The 16046-nt window shown below is 68.2% G+C and carries 14 protein-coding genes and 1 riboswitch; of the genes, 8 read left to right on the forward strand and 6 right to left on the reverse strand.

Annotated features, from left to right (window positions below):
• Window position 1: 1 nt before the first annotated feature.
• Window positions 2–212: riboswitch (cobalamin riboswitch) on the forward strand.
• Between the two features lie 107 nt (window positions 213–319).
• The 3 genes from Q0588_RS07605 to Q0588_RS07615 are packed head-to-tail and all read left to right on the forward strand — an operon-like array spanning window position 320 to window position 3162.
• Entirely contained in the window at window positions 320–2365 is a 2046-nt protein-coding gene (locus Q0588_RS07605) for a ribonucleoside triphosphate reductase (protein WP_298745255.1), read from the forward strand.
• A 13-nt stretch (window positions 2366–2378) separates the two neighbouring features.
• A complete protein-coding gene (nrdD, locus tag Q0588_RS07610; RefSeq protein WP_298745256.1) occupies window positions 2379–2555 on the forward strand; it encodes an anaerobic ribonucleoside-triphosphate reductase in 177 nt (58 codons plus the stop codon).
• Window positions 2512–3162 carry an anaerobic ribonucleoside-triphosphate reductase activating protein gene (locus Q0588_RS07615; RefSeq protein WP_298745257.1) on the forward strand — a complete coding sequence of 217 codons (651 nt, stop codon included), beginning with the start codon at window positions 2512–2514 and terminating at the stop codon, window positions 3160–3162. The genes nrdD and Q0588_RS07615 overlap by 44 nt, the downstream gene beginning before the upstream one ends.
• 272 nt (window positions 3163–3434) lie before the next feature.
• Here the strand turns inward: Q0588_RS07615 and Q0588_RS07620 are convergent, their stop codons facing one another.
• Window positions 3435–6311: a DEAD/DEAH box helicase gene (locus Q0588_RS07620; protein WP_298745258.1), complete on the reverse strand. Its 2877-nt coding sequence runs from the start codon at window positions 6309–6311 to the stop codon at window positions 3435–3437.
• A gap of 107 nt (window positions 6312–6418) precedes the next feature.
• On the opposite strand from Q0588_RS07620, the gene Q0588_RS07625 reads away from it, so the two are divergent.
• Window positions 6419–6664, forward strand: coding sequence for a DUF6429 family protein (locus Q0588_RS07625; protein ID WP_298745260.1), 246 nt, complete (start codon window positions 6419–6421; stop codon window positions 6662–6664).
• 258 nt (window positions 6665–6922) lie between these two features.
• Here the strand turns inward: Q0588_RS07625 and Q0588_RS07630 are convergent, their stop codons facing one another.
• The gene (locus Q0588_RS07630; protein ID WP_298745261.1) at window positions 6923–8227 is read right to left on the reverse strand and encodes a DUF5690 family protein; all 1305 of its coding nucleotides are present in this window, start codon (window positions 8225–8227) and stop codon (window positions 6923–6925) included.
• Between the two features lie 56 nt (window positions 8228–8283).
• Between Q0588_RS07630 and Q0588_RS07635 the strand changes: the two genes are divergently transcribed.
• Genes Q0588_RS07635 through phnX form a run of 3 tightly spaced genes read left to right on the forward strand, consistent with a single transcriptional unit; the run spans window position 8284 to window position 11417 of the window.
• A complete protein-coding gene (locus tag Q0588_RS07635) occupies window positions 8284–9480 on the forward strand; it encodes a phosphatidylinositol-specific phospholipase C1-like protein (protein ID WP_298745262.1) in 1197 nt (398 codons plus the stop codon).
• Window positions 9481–9489: 9 nt separating this feature from the next.
• Window positions 9490–10617: a TIGR03364 family FAD-dependent oxidoreductase gene (locus tag Q0588_RS07640; protein WP_366872735.1), complete on the forward strand. Its 1128-nt coding sequence runs from the start codon at window positions 9490–9492 to the stop codon at window positions 10615–10617.
• On the forward strand, window positions 10614–11417 hold the full coding sequence (gene phnX, locus Q0588_RS07645; RefSeq protein WP_298745264.1) for a phosphonoacetaldehyde hydrolase: 804 nt from the start codon (window positions 10614–10616) through the stop codon (window positions 11415–11417). Before Q0588_RS07640 ends, phnX begins: the two co-directional genes overlap by 4 nt.
• 15 nt (window positions 11418–11432) lie before the next feature.
• On the opposite strand, the gene Q0588_RS07650 is transcribed toward phnX, so the two are convergent.
• Window positions 11433–12032 carry a phosphonate degradation HD-domain oxygenase gene (locus tag Q0588_RS07650; RefSeq protein WP_298745265.1) on the reverse strand — a complete coding sequence of 200 codons (600 nt, stop codon included), beginning with the start codon at window positions 12030–12032 and terminating at the stop codon, window positions 11433–11435.
• Window positions 12033–12135: 103 nt separating this feature from the next.
• Window positions 12136–13797, reverse strand: coding sequence for an alkaline phosphatase family protein (locus Q0588_RS07655; RefSeq protein ID WP_298745266.1), 1662 nt, complete (start codon window positions 13795–13797; stop codon window positions 12136–12138).
• 182 nt (window positions 13798–13979) lie between these two features.
• On the opposite strand from Q0588_RS07655, the gene Q0588_RS07660 reads away from it, so the two are divergent.
• Complete coding sequence (locus Q0588_RS07660; RefSeq protein ID WP_298745267.1) at window positions 13980–14717, forward strand: UTRA domain-containing protein; 738 nt, start codon at window positions 13980–13982, stop codon at window positions 14715–14717.
• Here the strand turns inward: Q0588_RS07660 and Q0588_RS07665 are convergent.
• Window positions 14714–14953 carry a hypothetical protein gene (locus Q0588_RS07665; RefSeq protein WP_298745269.1) on the reverse strand — a complete coding sequence of 80 codons (240 nt, stop codon included), beginning with the start codon at window positions 14951–14953 and terminating at the stop codon, window positions 14714–14716. The two genes, Q0588_RS07660 and Q0588_RS07665, sit on opposite strands and share 4 nt — an antisense overlap.
• Before the next feature lie 51 nt (window positions 14954–15004).
• Window positions 15005–15817 carry a DeoR/GlpR family DNA-binding transcription regulator gene (locus Q0588_RS07670; RefSeq protein WP_298745271.1) on the reverse strand — a complete coding sequence of 271 codons (813 nt, stop codon included), beginning with the start codon at window positions 15815–15817 and terminating at the stop codon, window positions 15005–15007.
• Between the last annotated feature and the right edge of the window lie 229 nt (window positions 15818–16046).

Below are 16046 nucleotides of genomic sequence, written 5' to 3' on the forward strand. Positions count from 1 at the left end.
TACTAAATATAGGGGTCACGGTCCCTCGAATCGCAAGATAGAGGGCTAAGAGGGAAGCCGGTGCGGCGCAAGCCAAGGCCGGAGCTGCCCCCGCAACTGTAAGCGGCGAGCCGAAGTCCATCGGATGTCACTGGAGCCGCAAGGTCCTGGGAAGGCTGGACAGAAGCTGCGACCCGCGAGCCAGGAGACCTGCCGCGACAACCGAAATGTCCCCGGGCGGGGTGTCCCGGCGGTCGTCTGCGGCAATCGGCCGGCCCGGCCGAGCGGTTTGCCTGCATGCGTCTGCCCCGGCCTCGCCCCAACCCAAACGGGGTGCCCGATGTCCACGTTGTCCGGAATGCTTCGAGACAATCCACCGCAGGCTTCACCGCCTCCGGTGATCGTCAAGCGCAGCGGCGAGACGGTCGCCTTCGACGTCGGCAAGATCCGCTCTGCGATCGCGCGTGCTGGCCAGGCGACCGGCGAATTCGGCGGTGATGAGATCGACCGGATCGCCAGCCAGGCGATCAAGGTCATCGCTCACCGTCTGGCCGGCAGGACGCCGGATATCGAGGCGGTGCAGGACGTCGTCGAGCATGTGCTGATGGCGGCCGACCATTTTGCCACCGCGCGCGCTTATATCGTCTATCGCGAGAAGCGCGGACTGGCACGGGCCGACCGCAAGACGGTCGTGGAGGTCGCCGTCTCCATCAACGAGTATCTCGACCGCACCGACTGGCGGGTGAACGCCAACGCCAACCAGGGCTATTCCCTGGGCGGCCTCATCCTCAACCTGTCCGGCAAGGTCGTCGCCAACTACTGGCTATCGCACATCTATCCGCCGGAGATCGGCCTTGCGCACCGCGAAGGCGACATCCATATCCACGATCTTGACATGCTCGCCGGCTACTGCGCCGGATGGTCGCTGCGTACGCTGCTGACCGAAGGCCTGAACGGCGTGCCTGGAAAGGTCGAGGCGGGGCCGCCGAAACACCTCACCAGCGCAGTCGGGCAGATCGTCAACTTCCTCGGCACGCTGCAGAACGAATGGGCCGGTGCGCAGGCCTTCAGCTCATTCGACACCTACATGGCCCCATTCATCCGCAAGGACCGGCTCAGCTACGGCGAGGTGCGGCAGTCCATCCAGGAGCTCATCTACAACCTCAATGTTCCCTCGCGCTGGGGCACGCAGACGCCGTTCACCAACCTCACGTTCGACTGGACCTGTCCGGAGGATCTGCGCGACCAGACGCCGGTGATCGGGGGCGAGGAGATGGACTTCACCTACGGCGAGCTCCAGCCGGAAATGGACATGATCAACCGCGCGTACATCGAGGTGATGACGCGCGGCGACGCCAAGGGCCGGGTCTTCACCTTCCCGATTCCGACCTACAACATCGCCCCGGACTTTCCCTGGGACAGTGAGAACGCCGACCGGTTGTTCGAGATGACGGCCCGGTACGGCCTTCCCTACTTCCAGAATTTCATCAATTCCGAGCTGAAGCCGCACATGATCCGCTCCATGTGCTGCCGGCTGCAGCTCGACCTCACCGAGCTGCTGAAACGCGGCAACGGTCTGTTCGGCAGCGCCGAGCAGACCGGCTCGATCGGAGTCGTCACCCTCAACTGCGCGCGCCTCGGCTACCTCCATCGGGGTGACGAGGCGGGCCTCTTCCGCCGCCTAGACGCCCTGCTGGAGATGGGCCGCAACAGCCTGGAGATCAAGCGCAAGGTGGTGCAGCGCTACATGGACGACGGCCTGTTCCCCTACAGCAAGCGGTACCTCGGCACGTTGCGAAACCACTTCTCGACGCTCGGCGTCAACGGCGTCAACGAGATGATCCGCAACTTCACCGCTGACTGCGAGGACATCACGACGTCCTGGGGCCACGCCTTCGCGGTGCGGCTGCTCGACCATGTGCGCGAGCGGATCACAGGGTTCCAGGCGGAGACAGGGGCAATGTTCAATCTTGAGGCGACTCCCGCCGAGGGCGCCACCTACCGCTTCGCCAAGGAAGATCGTAAGCGCTGGCCCGGCATCCTGCAGGCCGGCTCGAAGGAGAATCCCTACTACACCAACTCGAGCCAGCTTCCGGTGGACTTCACCGACGACCCGTTCGAGGCGCTGGAACGCCAGGACGAGCTGCAGCGCAAATATACCGGCGGCACGGTGCTGCACCTCTACATGGGCTCGCGCCTGTCCTCGGGCGAGGCGTGCAAGAAGCTCGTGCGCCGCGCGCTCACCCGCTTCCATCTGCCCTACATTACCGTCACGCCGACATTCTCGATCTGTCCGACGCACGGCTATCTCGAAGGCGAGCACGCCTTCTGTCCGAAATGCGACGCCGAACGGCTCGCGACCAAGCGGCAGGCTGCCGCGCACTGAAGAGGAGGCTCACATGACCGAACACATCGCCACCGACGAGATCACGCTCCGCGACGACGAGCGCCAGCCCTGCGAGGTCTGGACGCGCGTGATGGGCTATCATCGGCCGGTGTCCTCCTTCAATCTCGGCAAGAAGGGCGAGCACAATGAACGACGGTTCTTCAGTGAAGCGCGCGCCGCGCTCAGCTGAGCTGCGTGTCGGCGGGCTGGCGCGGCTGTCCACTTGCGACTGGCCGGGCGAGCTGGTGGCCACGGTGTTCTGCCAGGGTTGCCCGTGGTCGTGCGGCTATTGCCATAACCCGGACCTGATCCCGCCGGACGCCGAGCGGCGGATCGGGTGGCCCGATGTCCTGTCCTTCCTCGACAGCCGCCGGGGCCTGCTCGACGGCGTCGTGTTCTCGGGCGGCGAACCGACCTTGCAGGCGGCGCTGCCGGAGGCGATGCGCGCGGTGCGTGCGCTCGGCTTCCGCGTCGGGCTGCATACCGCTGGGCCGTATCCCGCGCGGCTCGCTGAGGTGCTGACGCTGGTCGATTGGATCGGCTTCGACGTCAAGGCCGCATTCGACGACTACGAGCGCATCACCAGTGTCGCCGGCAGCGGCGCCAAGGCCAGGGCGGGCCTCGTGCAGGTTCTTGCAAGCGGCGTCGCCTGCGATATCCGCACGACGGTTCATGACGTCTTGCTCGACCGCGCCGCCCTGGCCCGGCTGGCGTCGGACCTCGCCGCGCTCGGCGTCCGCGACCATCGCCTCCAGCCGTTCCGCGAGGTCGGGCGCGCAATGGCCGCAGAGCCATAACGTCTCAGTCGAGTGGCGGCTGAGATGTGCTGCGCTGGCCGAGCCTCGCGCGAAGCCGCTGAAGACGCCCCCTGCCGCTAACGACCGGGAGAACGACGGTTGTCAATCGGCGTCTAAAAAGGGGCTCTGATGCAAATTTGGTGGTGGGATCATGGTGTTGAGCCGATCAGCTTGGCCTGGACCAGGTCGAGTTTGCCGCGGCCGGCCGCCAAGCGTGGGGCAGGCTACAGGAGCTTGGGTTACACGGTGGCGGTGGGCCGCGCAGCGGGCAATCAGCCTGTCAAAGCCGCCAGCGCAACAGCAGGTTCTGGCGCCTGAACCACCGCCAGGGCGGTGACCAGGCGGGCGGTTGACCGGGCGAGTTCGGCGGCTTCCGAGGGCGTTGGCGTCGTGGCGCCCGGCCGCAATGCCGCCAGGACCCGCTCGGCCTCCTCGGACAATCCGCTCTGTTTCAAGAGGTCGAGCGTCTGCTCGGCGTTCGCCGTCGAAGGGTCGGCCGCCGCCTCTCCCGCCGCCCGCAGACGCGCAGCGACGGCGTAGCGCAGCGCCTTGGCGAACAAGGGCGGCGCCTCCTCCGGAAAGCCGCCGTCGGCGAGCACGCAGGCCATCCTGATCGCTCGCTCCGCCTCGTCGCGCCAGGCATCGTCCGGCGCCAGCGGGCTGCTCGCGGCATCGGGCTCGGCGAACTCGGGCGAGACATGCAGTATCCGCCGTGGTCCGCTGGTCAGGTCGAGCACGCCCGACCGCGCCAGTCGGCGGAGCGTCAGCCAGGTCGTCCGGTCAACGACCTCCACCGGCAGGCTCGATGCGTCCTGGCGCCGACTCAGGCGTTCGGCCTCGGCGGCGAGACCGTCGCTGTCGAGGTCCAGCACCGCCAGCATCCGCACCGCGCCGCCAGGGCCGGTCTGGACTTCGATCCGCAACGCCCTTTCGCCATGGCGACGGCGCAGGTCGGCCGCGACGGCGTCTTCAGGCGAGACGATTTTGGGCCCGAGGCCGTCGGCGGCTTCCAGCATGGAGCGCATGCGGTCCACGAGCGCGCCCCTGCCGGAGGGCATTTTCAGCTCGCCGATGTCGCCCTGGCCGTCCAGCAGGCCATCGGCCAGCACCTGCTTGACGTTCAGCAGGTGCAGGATGGCGTGCTCGATGCTGCCTTCGGTGACCAGGTTGATCACCGTCACCGACCGGGTCTGATATTTGCGCCAGGCCCTGGCGATGCGCTGCTCCAGCTTGGCCGGATTCCAGGGCAGGTCGATGTTGATCACCGCGCTGGCGGCCTGCAGGTTCAGGCCGACGCTGCCGCTGTCGGTGGACAGGAACAGCCGGCAATTGGGGTCGTTCTTGAAGCGGTTGATCTCCTCGCGGCGACGGACCTGCGGGACCGAGCCGGTATGCCAGGCCGCCTCGACTCCGAGCTGCCCGGCCAGTTCGCGCACCAGCCCTAGCATCCGCTCCCATTCGGAGAAGATGATGATCTTGCGGTCGGGCTCCTGCAGCAGGTCGCCGAGGATGCCCTCGAGCTCCTCCAGCTTGGGACAGACGCGGCAGTCGGGGTCGAGGATGGCGGGGGTGTCGCAGATCATCCGCATGCAGGCCATCAGCATCTGCATCTTGTCGAACTCGGCCGGGGTCAGCGGCCGGCGCTGGGCGGTGGCCGCCAGCCTGGCCATGGGGGCGCGATACTCTTCGTAGCGATCGGCCTGCTCGGGCGCCATCGGCACGAAGTAGGTGGTCACCGTGCGCCCAGGCAGCTCGGTTTCCACGTCCGACTTGCGGCGGCGCAGCAGCACCGGCTCGACCCGGCGGCGCAGTTCGGCGAGATTGCGGTACTCCACCGGCCGGCCGCGCTCGTCGAGTTCATAGAAGCTGCGGTTGAACTGGAACAGCGGCCCGACCAGCTCCGGATCGAGGTACTGGACGATGGAATAGAGCTCGTCGATGCGGTTCTCCACCGGGGTGCCGGTGAGCACGAAGGCGTAGGGCGAGCGCAGCGACTTGACCTTGCCGGCCGTCTTGGTGCGCCAGTTCTTGATCCGCTGGGCCTCGTCGAGGATAACGATGTCCGGCTTCAGCAGATCGTTGATCGCCTCGGCGTCGCTGACCACCTGCTCGTAGTTGACGATGGTGAAGAATGGCGGATCGCGGTAGGCGAAGAGCCGCGCCGGGCGAGGGCCGAACACCGATCGGGTCGGCCGCTCGGTGAAGCGGGCGATCTGTTCCTCCCACTCCGCCTTGAGGGACGCGGGGCAGACCACCAGCACCCGCTCCACGCCCTTGCGGCGGGCCAGCAGCTCGCAGGCGGCGATGGCCTGGACGGTCTTGCCCAGACCCATCTCGTCGGCCAGCAGGGCGCGCTCGCCGAAGGCCAGGTGCGCCATGCCCTCCCGCTGATAGGGCAGCAGGGGATGGCGCAGCATGTCCAGGACCCCCGGATCGTGTTCGACCTCGGCGGCGAAATCTGCGCGCGCTTCCAACCGCGACCGTTCCCGCCTATGCCGCTCCAGCCACGGGCCAAAGTGGCGGGACAGGCGCAGGTGCTCCCGCACCGGCGTCGGCGCGGTGGCGAAGGCGCCGATGAGGGCTTCGACATCGGCGGGCTCGGCGCCCAGGCGTCCCTCCGGATCGAGGTGGGGCGCCAGCCAGTCGCGAACGGCCGCGGTCCCCTCGCTCTCAACGCGCGGCCAGGACAGGACCGGCGTGGGCGTGCTGTCGCGACGAAGGAACACCTCGACGCGCTGGGAACCCTCGGCCGTGGCCTGGCGGAAGGCCCGGATACCTCGGCGACGCAGTCCCGCCAGGACGCCTTCGATGTGCTTGCACGTCCCCAGACCGTTCACCCGATGGTCGATACAGCCGCATGCATTCTCAAGGCCGTCCAGGGAGCGGATTTCGACCTCATAGACGGTCCCGCTCCCCGACCAGGTCCGAAACGTCCCGAAGATGGGATGCTCCATCTCCATGGCCTCGACGGTGGTGATCTCGGTGCGCCCGCGCCAGCGCCGGAGCTCGATCTCGTGCTCGTCGCTGGTGTCCCAGCCCAGGGGCGCGGCCGGCCGCTCAAGGACGGTTCGAGCCCGCCCGCCTTTCCGCGGGCTCTTGCCCGGAGAGCGCGTCGATGGGGAGGGTCTGGTCGCCCGATCTGCTTGCATGACGGGATGCTAGCGGTGAGGGCCGAGTCCCTCAACGACCGTCTGGCGGTTGTGGGGCGCCGGGCGTCTTGTCATGTTGGGAAGGCGAATGAGAAGGAGACGCGAGCATGGCCAAGGGCAAGCTGGTCCTCGACACGGACAGGATCGATGACGCCGTTCTGGCGCTGCTCCATCTCGGCCTTCACGACGGATTTCGAGCCTGGAAGGGCTTCGACTGGGAGGCGATGAACCGGCTCCACGAGAAGGGTATGATCAGCGATCCCGTCGGCAAGACGAAGTCCGTCGTCTTCACGGAGGAAGGCCGGCAACGATCAGAAGACCTGTTCAAGGGCATGTTCATCAAACAGCCGTGATCACTCCTTGGAGCCTGGTGAGATGATCCAGCAACCTCCGTTCCGGATTCTGTCTTCAACAGGCGTGCGCTCCGAAATAGGTCTTGAAAGAGGGCGTCATCACGCAGAATTCTATACGAGCCATATTCATCAACTAAATCAACGCCTCAATATTTGTCGGCCTGCGACTCTGGCGGTCGGGTTCGGACAGTGCGATCCTGTACCCTCGCGGTGGTGGATTTACGGGCGCCTGCGCCCCCGAACGGTGACGTCTGCGCGCTATTGCGTTTCGGCTCTTGTCTCACGCGCCGAGCCATCCCCGCGGCCACGCAAGAACAGGACGGCCGCACCGGTCACCAGCACGAGGCCGGCCAGGCTGGTGGCGTAGGCGGCTCCGACGAAGAAGGGCAGCCAGGCCAGATCGACGGCGGCGAAGTTGCGGACCAGCAGCAGGATGACGCTGCCCAGATATCCCGACGCGTCCGCGACATAGATCAGGAAACCGGCGGTCGCGACGGTGCCGGAATAGGCGATCATCCGGTCGAACAGCATGGCGTTGAAGGGCGTGTAGGCCAGGTAAAGGCCCGCGCCGCCGGCGATCATCCAGGCGATCGGCGACAGCAGGCCGTGCTGGAAGGCCAGGGTCGAGGCGCCCAGGATGGCGAAGCCGGCCAGGATCACCCCGTGCATCAGCAACAGGGCCCGGCCGTTGTTCTTCACCGCGATCAGCACGCCCATCGCCACCAGCGACAGCGCCGCCACCGGGCCTTCGCTGGCGGTGAACACCGATGCGGCGTCGCCGTAGCCGAGCGCCTGCCAGATCTCGGCGGCGAAATTGTCGCGCAGGTCGCGGAACGCCGTCAGCATCACATAGGCGGCGACCAGAAGCACCAGCACTGGCCAGTGCGCGGCCAGAAAGGCGGCGCGTTCCCTGGCCATCATCGGCCGGCGCGCCACGCGCTCGGCCTCGTCCGCGGCGCTGGGCGGGGGCAGGGCGGCGAGCGCCAGGACGGAGATGGCCAGCAGCGGCATGAAGATCAGGCCGACCGCCGCCGGCATCCAGAAGGCGCTGACGTCGAAGCCGTCCATCAACGTCTTGCCGACCGACTTCACCACGCCGGACGACAGGATGAAGCTGGCGCACAGGATCGAGCCCAGCACCTCGCTGGTGCGCCGTCCCTCCATGAAGCCGAACACCAGCCCCCAGATCAGACCCAGCGGCAGGCCGTTGAGGAACAGGGCCGCCACGTTCCAGGGCGCGGGGACGACCGCGAACAGGACCAGGGCGATCCATGAGGCGCCGATCAGCAGCACTATGGCGCCCGCCCGTCGCTCGGGCCGCATCTCCGCGATGATCTTGACGCCGATCAGCTTGGACAGGGCGTAGCCGGCGACCTGGGCGATCACGAGCGCGATCTTGTAGTCCAGCGCGAAGTCCCAGCCGGGAACCAGGTCGAAGGTCGCGGCGGTGAACGGCTTGCGGAAGGCGTACATCGAGAAGTACGCGCAAAACCCGGCGAGACCGGCGAAAAGGACGAAGACCACGGGGTTGGCCCGCGCCAGCCAGGGCCGCAGCCGGTTCATTGCTTGACATGGTCTCGTTGCATGGATGTGGTCTAGACCAATGCTGCGACGGGTGAATGACGGAGATGGGGCGCATGCGGTGGGCGGCGGCGATGCTGGGGATGACCAGCCTGGGCATGGCGCAGGCCCCGTGCGACCTCACAGCGGCTTCGCCGGACCGTGCGCGCGCGTCGTGCCAGCGGGCCTGGATGGACGCCAATCTGAAGCTGAACGACCTGCTCATGGTCGGCACGCACAACAGCTACAAGGAGGCGATGCCGGCATCGCTGATGGCCCTGCTGAGGCAGGCGGACCCGGGCCGGGCGGACGGCCTGGATTATAGCCATCAGCCGCTCAGCCGGCAGCTGGACGACGGCGCCCGCCAGCTGGAGATCGACGTCTATTATGATCCCGAGGGCGGGCGTTTTCTCAATCCGGCCGGTCTCGCCGTCGCGGGCCTGACGCTCGATCCGGTGCGACGAGCCGCGCTCGCTGAGCCGGGCTTCAAGGTGATGCACGTCCAGGACGTCGATGTGTTCAGCGTCTGCGTGCTGCTGGCCGATTGTCTGGGCGTCATCCGGCGCTGGTCCCTGGCCCACCCGGACCATGCGCCGCTGCTGCTGATGTTCAACGCCAAGACCGATGCCTCGCCGCTGCCGCGGGGAACGTCGGCCTTGCCGTTCGACGCCGCCGCCTGGGACGCGCTGGATCGGGAGGTGCAAAACGTGTTTCCCGCCGACGCGCTCATTACGCCCGACGACGTGCAAGGGGACCATCCGACGTTGCGCGAGGCTGTCCTGGCCGGCGCCTGGCCGACGCTGGGTCAGGCCCGCGGGAAGGTGCTGTTCGCCCTCGATGAGGGCGAGGAGAAGGCCGCCGCCTATCGCGGCGCGCGGCGATCGCTGGAAGGGAGAATCTTCTTCATCAATACCGACGAGGCCTCGCCGGCCGCCGCCTATCTCACGCTCAATGACCCCGTCTCCGACGGCTCGCGCATCCGGGCGGCGGTTCAGGCCGGCTTCATCGTCCGCACCCGAGCCGACGCGGACACGGCGGAGGCGCGCGCCAACGACGTCCGGCGCCGCGACGCGGCCCTGGCCTCCGGCGCGCAATATGTCTCGACCGACTATATGCGGCCGGACGCGCGGTTCGCCGGAGGATACCAGGCGCGGCTGCCGGGCCATGCGGCGGCGCTGTGCAACCCGGTGCGCGCGGCAGGCCGGTGCGGCGAAGCCGAGATTGAGCGGATCGCATCGGCTCGACCTGTGAACTGACGCATGGGCATGCGCTACGACATCGCGGTGGTGGGGGCGGGCATCGTCGGCCTGGCCTGCGCCCTGGCCGCCGCCCGCCGGGGCCTGTCGGTCGTCGTGATCGACCGCGACGCCCAGGCGAACGGCGCCTCGATCCACAATTTCGGCTTCGTCACCGTCACCGGCCAGCCGCGCGGCCTGGTCTGGCGCCGGGCGTGCCGCAGCCGCGCCGTCTGGGATGAAATCGCCGCCGAGGCGGGCATCCCGATTCTGCAACGCGGCCTTTGGCTGCCGGTCCGGCGCCCCGAGGCCGTGGCGGTGCTGGACGCCTTCATGGCGACCGAAATGGGCGAGGGGTGTCGCCTGTTGTCGGCGGACGAGGCGCGCGCACGGGCGCCGGAGGTGACCGGTCCCGAAACCGCCGCGACCCTCTGGAGCCCGCATGACCTGCGCGTGGATTCGCGCACGGCGATCCCGCGCCTGGCGGCGTGGCTGGCCGATCGATTCGGCGTCGTCTTTCTGCGCCAGACCGCCGTCCATGCGGTCGAACCGCCGCGCATCGTCACCGCCCAGGGCGTGGTCGAGGCCGAGGCGGCGGTGGTCTGTCCCGGCGACGACTTCGTCAGCCTGTTCCCGGACCGGCTGGCCGAGGCCGGGCTGGTGCGCTGCAAGCTGCAGATGCTTCGGTTGGCTTCGCCCGGCTTCGTCCTGCCGGCGCCGCTGATGTCGGACCTGGGCCTCGTCCGTTACGGCGGTTACGCCGACCTGCCCGAAGCGGCCGCCCTGCGCGCGCGGCTGGAGGCGGAGCAGGGCGACGCCCTCGCCAACGGCGTCCATCTGATCGCCGTGCAGGACGCCGACGGCGCCCTGGTGGTGGGCGACAGCCATCACGATGCCGCCACACCGGACCAGTTCGCCAGCGAGGCGGTTGACCGGCTGATCCTGGACGAGTGGCGCGCCGCCACCGGGCGTCCGGCGCCGCCGGTGCTGCAGCGCTGGACCGGAACCTATGCGCGCGGCCCCAACGCCGGTCTGATCGAGGCGCCGCATCCGCGCGTGCGTCTTGCGCTCGTCACCGCCGGCAACGGCGCCTCCACCGGCTTCGCCTTCGGCGAGGAGGTGATCGCACACCTGTTCGAGGAGATTTCCGAACCATGACCTCCATCCGCGACTGCTTCGACATGGTCGTCTTCGACTGGGCCGGCACCACGGTGGATTTCGGCAGCCGCGCGCCGGTGCTGGCGCTGATCGAGGCCTTCGCCGCCCTCGGCGTGACGGTCGCTGAAGAGGAGGCGCGCCGCGACATGGGGCGCGCCAAGGCCGACCATGTCCGCGCCATGTTCGAACAGCCCCGGATCGCACGGGCCTGGCGGGGCGCGAACGGCGCTGCGGCGGATCAGGCGGCGGTCGGACGGGTGATGGCTGAGCTCCAGGCTCCGATGGTCCGGCTGGCCGGGGAGACCGCAGACCTGATCCCCGGCGCCGCCGCCGCCACGGCCCGCTTGCGCGAGCAGGGCCTGAAGATCGCCTCCTGCACCGGCTACACGCGCGAGATGATGCAGACGATCCTGCCGCGCGCCGCCGAACAGGGCTATGCGCCCGACCTGGTTGTCTGCGCGCACGAGACGCCGCAGGGACGGCCTTCGCCGCTGATGATCTACAAGGCCAGCGCCGAGCTCGGCGTCTGGCCGCTCACGCGCGTGGTCAAGGTCGACGACGCCGAGGTCGGGATCGCCGAGGGCCGCAATGCGGGCTGTTTCACGGTGGGCGTGGCCGCGTCGGGCAATATGGCGGGCCTGACGGCGCCGGCGCTGGCCGACCTGAGCGCCGACGAACGCGCCGCCTTGCTGGACGCGGCCGCCGACCGGTTGCGCGCCGCCGGCGCCGACCTGGTCATCGACACGGTCGCCGATCTCGTTCCGGCGCTGGAAGCCGAGGCGGCCCGTCGTGGCGGATAGGGTCGGGGCCGACCTCTAGGCGGTTGTCCGAGAGACCGGGGCCGCCGCCCGGCTTTGCGCGGCGAGCGCGATCAGCAGGTCGCGGTAGTCGGCCAGCGGCGCGATCGCGGCGCCCTCGACCTTCCCCAGTTCGTCGTAGCGGCGCAGCCTCACGGCGGCTTCGAAACCGGGCGACGCGCTGAAGGCGTCGGCCTCCGCCTCGCTCATCGGTCCGCCCTGCAGCTCAAGGCTCTGGCTGGAGGCGGAGCTCAGGGTTTCGAGATACCCCGGTTCACGCGTCGCCAGATAGCGCTTGGCTTGCACGTGCAGGCGAACCGGCTCTACGACCTGCGGGCCGAAGCCCTGCGCCAGCCAGGCCGCGCCGATCCGCTCGTGAAAGGCGTCGACGCCACGATCGGCCGCGTCCTCGCCCTGCTTTTGCAGCAGGTGGCCGATGTCGTGCAGCAGGGCCGCGGCCACCAGCGCGTCGGAATCTCCGGCGCAGCGCGCGTGGTGGGCGCATTGCAGCGCGTGCTCCAACTGCGTCACGGCCTCGCCATAGCGGGCGCCGCCGAGCTGATCGAAGAGGGCGAAGATCGAACAGACGAAGCCTTCGGCCGAGTGCGGTCGCGTCATAGAGAATCCAGGCGGCAAAGATGGACTATACCAGATTCGCCGCGTGCCGTTAAAGGCCTGTTTGATCGTCGGATCGCTGGGATCGACCCGCGGGGTTGGACGTCTAACGCGCGGTCAGCAGGTTGGGGTCGATGAACTGGCGCGGGATGCCTGGGCCTTCGAAATAGGCGCCCAGCCACGAGCCGCCGCCGCCATTGAAATATTCGACGCGGATGGCGTGCTTGCCGGGCTGCAGATCGATGCTGCCGGCGGCGGTGATCACCCCGTGGTCGCCGTCGTTGTCCACGACCGTCTTGCCGTCGATGTACAGAATGCTGCCGTCGTCAGAGGCCAGCGAGAAGCCGTACGAGCCGGCGGCGGCGATGGTGATGTAGCCCTCGAAGACCACGGCGACCGCGTCTTCGCGCGGCAGTGTCAGCCCGTCGATGCTCAGCTCATGCGCTCGTCCCGTCGCCGCCGGCGCCAGGCGCGAGAAGTCGGGAAGCCGCACCGGGCCTTCCGGCAGCAGATAGACGCTGTAGGTCACGCCGCGCGGGCCGGCGCTCTCGTCCAGAATGCGAAAATAGCCGGTGGCTGGAACGCTGGCGGCGAGGCCGTCCACGAACAGGCCGGCGCGCACGATGGTGCTGCGGCTGATCTGGACCGGGCCGGCGTACAGCGGCGACGCGGCGGTGGGGATGGAGTTGTCCAACGTGTAGCGGACCTCGCCGGCTGCGTTGGGATTGCGAATGGTCATCCGCGCCGGCTGGCCGAGGAACAGCCCGCCCGAAGGTGCATTGCCGTCGCCCACGGGTTCGATGACCGGCGAGGCGTAGAAGCTGCTGGTCCGGTAGGTCTGCACCGGCGCCGGCTCGCCTGCCAGGGCAGGCCGAACCGGACGGCCCAGCCAGGCATAGGGGATGTCCGCGCCCAGCAGCCAGGCCACGGTCGCGGGGGTGTCGAAGGTGTTGATCGGCAGGTCGAGCTCCACGCCCCGGTTGACGCCGTCGCCATAGGCGATCCACGGGATCTCCAGTTCGGCCGGCGTCTCCCCGCCATGCCCCTTGCCCACGCCGCCATGGTCGGAGGTCACCAGGATCACCGTATCGTCGGCGATGCCGGCCTCGACGGTGGCCTGCCGGATGCGGGCGATCAGGGTGTCGGCCTTGGCCACCGCCTCGTAATACTGTGGCGTGCCATGCCCGTATTCGTGCCCGGCGTGGTCGACATGATCGAAATGGACGAACAGGAAGGCAGGCCGTTTGGCCTTGATATAGCTCTCCGCCAGGGCGGTGGTTTCGTCCTCGCTCTCGCCGTGGACGTCATAGTCCACGAACCGTTGGTCATAGAGGTTGCCGAACCCCTCCCAATGATAGACCGAACCCACTTCCCACTCCGGATGCTGGTCCGTCAGGATCTGGAAGATGGACGGGAAGAAGCCGCCGGAGCCGGTGACCGAGGTGGGGAAGTTGAACTCGCCCACCTGCCAGTCATTGCTGGTCACGCCGTGCTGTTCCGGTCCGGCGCCGTCCAGGATGGAGGCCCAGTTGGCGCCGCTGGTGGTCGGCATCACGGCCCGCGCGTGCAGGCTCCAGCTGCCGTTCGCCATCAAGTCGTCCAAGGTCGGCGTGGCGGCGCGCCTCACGCCGTCGGGGCTCAGGCCGTCGACGCCGATGACGATGACGTGGCCGGCCGTCTGGGCGGCGCTGGGGGACGAGACGCCCAGGCCCGCCATGGCGGCGAGGAAGGCCAAGAGCAGCGCGGCGCCCTTGATCGACTGGTTCATGACACGCTCCACGAGGAGAAAAGTTCGACCAGCCGCACGACACGGCCGGCAGTCCTGGTATGTACCAATGTGGTAAGCCGCGGTTGGCGACGCTTTCGTGAAAAGCGGTTGGCGGTTGCGTGGCGCCTTGACGTCGAACTGTCGAGGCCGGATCGAAGACGTGGTTCAACCCCAGGATTCGAATGGCGAACGCCGTCTCAGCCCCGAAGTCCGAAGGCCTGCACTATCTGGGCATGCGCGACGACATCGCGGCGCGCATCGCCGCGGGCGATCTGAAGCCTGGCGACAAGCTGCCGTCCGAGCGGCGCCTGCAGGACGAGGTCGGCGTCGCGCGCGGCACCGTTCGCGCGGGCCTGTTCCAGCTGGAGGCCGAGGGGGTGATCTATCGCCGCGACCGCAGCGGCTGGTACGTCTCGCCTCCGCCCGTCATCTATGACCCGACCCGCTGGGAAGGCTTCATGTCCTATGTCGAGGCGCAGGGGCGCAATCCGACGACGGAGACGATTTCGGCCGAGCCCATTATCGCCGACCCGCTGCTGGCTCAGGTCTTCTCGCGGCCGCCGGGCGCGCCGCTCTTCATGATCCGCCGCCGCCGCTACGTGGACGGCCGGGCCGTGCTGGTCGAGCGGATCGTCGTCGACGCCGCCCTCACGCCTCACCTGTTGCGCTTTTCCTTCGACCAGTCGCTGACCGACATCCTGAAAAGCGAGTACGGCATTTCCGTCTCCCGCAACCAGGTCAGCATGCAGCCCTGCGCCCTGACCGGCCAGGAGGCCGAGGCGCTGCGGGTGAAATCCGGCCTGCCCGGCCTGGCCGTCCAGCGCATCAGCTACGACGCGCAAGGCCGCGTCGTGGAGTTCGACCACGAGTACTGGCGTCACGACGCGGTGCGGATCAGCGTCGACACGCGCGTCCGTTAGGTCAGGCGAAGCGGCCCCGGGCCGCCGCCGGCGGGATCCGACCAGGATGTCCGGCCCATCTCGATGTGGCCCGCCGCGCGCCACGTCTGGCCGCCCGTCTCGAACTGTCGATCATACCAGCCGTGGCTGTCCGCCGGCTCCAGCGGCAGGACTATGGCAGGCGTGAAGACCGCGGCCGCGCCGACCGAGGCCATCATCGCGGTGATGAAGCCGCGGGGGTTCTGGATCGTCGCCATGGCATGCTCCCCGCCGGGTCCCGACGGCGCGCCGTCAGGACCCTGTCTGGACTAGACCACAGAGACATTGCTTCCATGAGGTTCGCCACCCGGCTCCGGAGCGATGTGAACGCGCGTGTTCCACTCCGCGGCGACGCGCTGGACATCCGCCGGCGGCTCCCGGTCCGTCACCAGTTCCTGGACGTCCGCGAACGCCGCGACCTGGATGAAGCCGGACCGGGCGAATTTCGAGTGGTCCGCGAGGACGACGATGTTGCGGGCCTGTTCCAACAGGGTCTGCTTGAAGGCCGCCTCGTCGGCGTCGAAGTCGAGAAAGCCCCGCTCCGCGTCCACGGCGCCCATCGACAGGATCGTCAGGTCCGGCGCGAAGCGGCGGCAGAAAGCTTTGGCCTCCGCGCCGAAGGCGGCGTGATAGTCCGCGTTGACCGGGCCGCCGGCCAGCAGCAGACGCTGTCCCGGATTGCCCAGAACTTCGTAGGCGATCTCGACGCTGTTGGTCACGATCGTCAGGTTCCGCACATGGGACAGGCTGCGGGCCAGCCAGTGGCAGGTCGTGCCCGCGTCCAGCAACAGCGTCATGCCCTCGCTGACCAGCGCGGCGGCCGTCTGGGCGATGCGCTGCTTGGCCTCGGCATTCTCGCGCAGGCGCAGCCGATAGGGCGCCTCGATCTTGTTGCTGGTGACCGAAAGACCGCCGTGCACCTTCTGGACGACGCCGCTCTGGCCCAGCTGCCTGGCGTCGCGGCGGATGGTCTCCTCGGACACCTCGAAGCGGTCCGCCAACTCCGACACGGTCCAGAAGGTCTTCTCTTCAAGGAGTTGGATGATCGCCGCCAAGCGTGCGCCCTGGGTCAACTGCTTCATGGGCGCGTGATTCACCCGATTCTGAACGTCCATCCGGCTTCAATCTCACACGATGCCACGCATTTCAACGCGGCTTGGACGCTAACCCCGGCGAAAATGCCCTCAAAGACAGGGAAACTCACAAAAACCCACACGTTTCAACATAAATCCCTCAAAACGTCACAGGGCTGCAATCCACCGAGCCTATTGGACCCCTGTCTCGGCTGTGCGGCCCCGGTCCCAAGCCGAT

The sequence above is a fragment of the uncultured Brevundimonas sp. genome, assembly GCF_937870815.1.
Taxonomy (GTDB): Bacteria; Pseudomonadota; Alphaproteobacteria; order Caulobacterales; family Caulobacteraceae; genus Brevundimonas.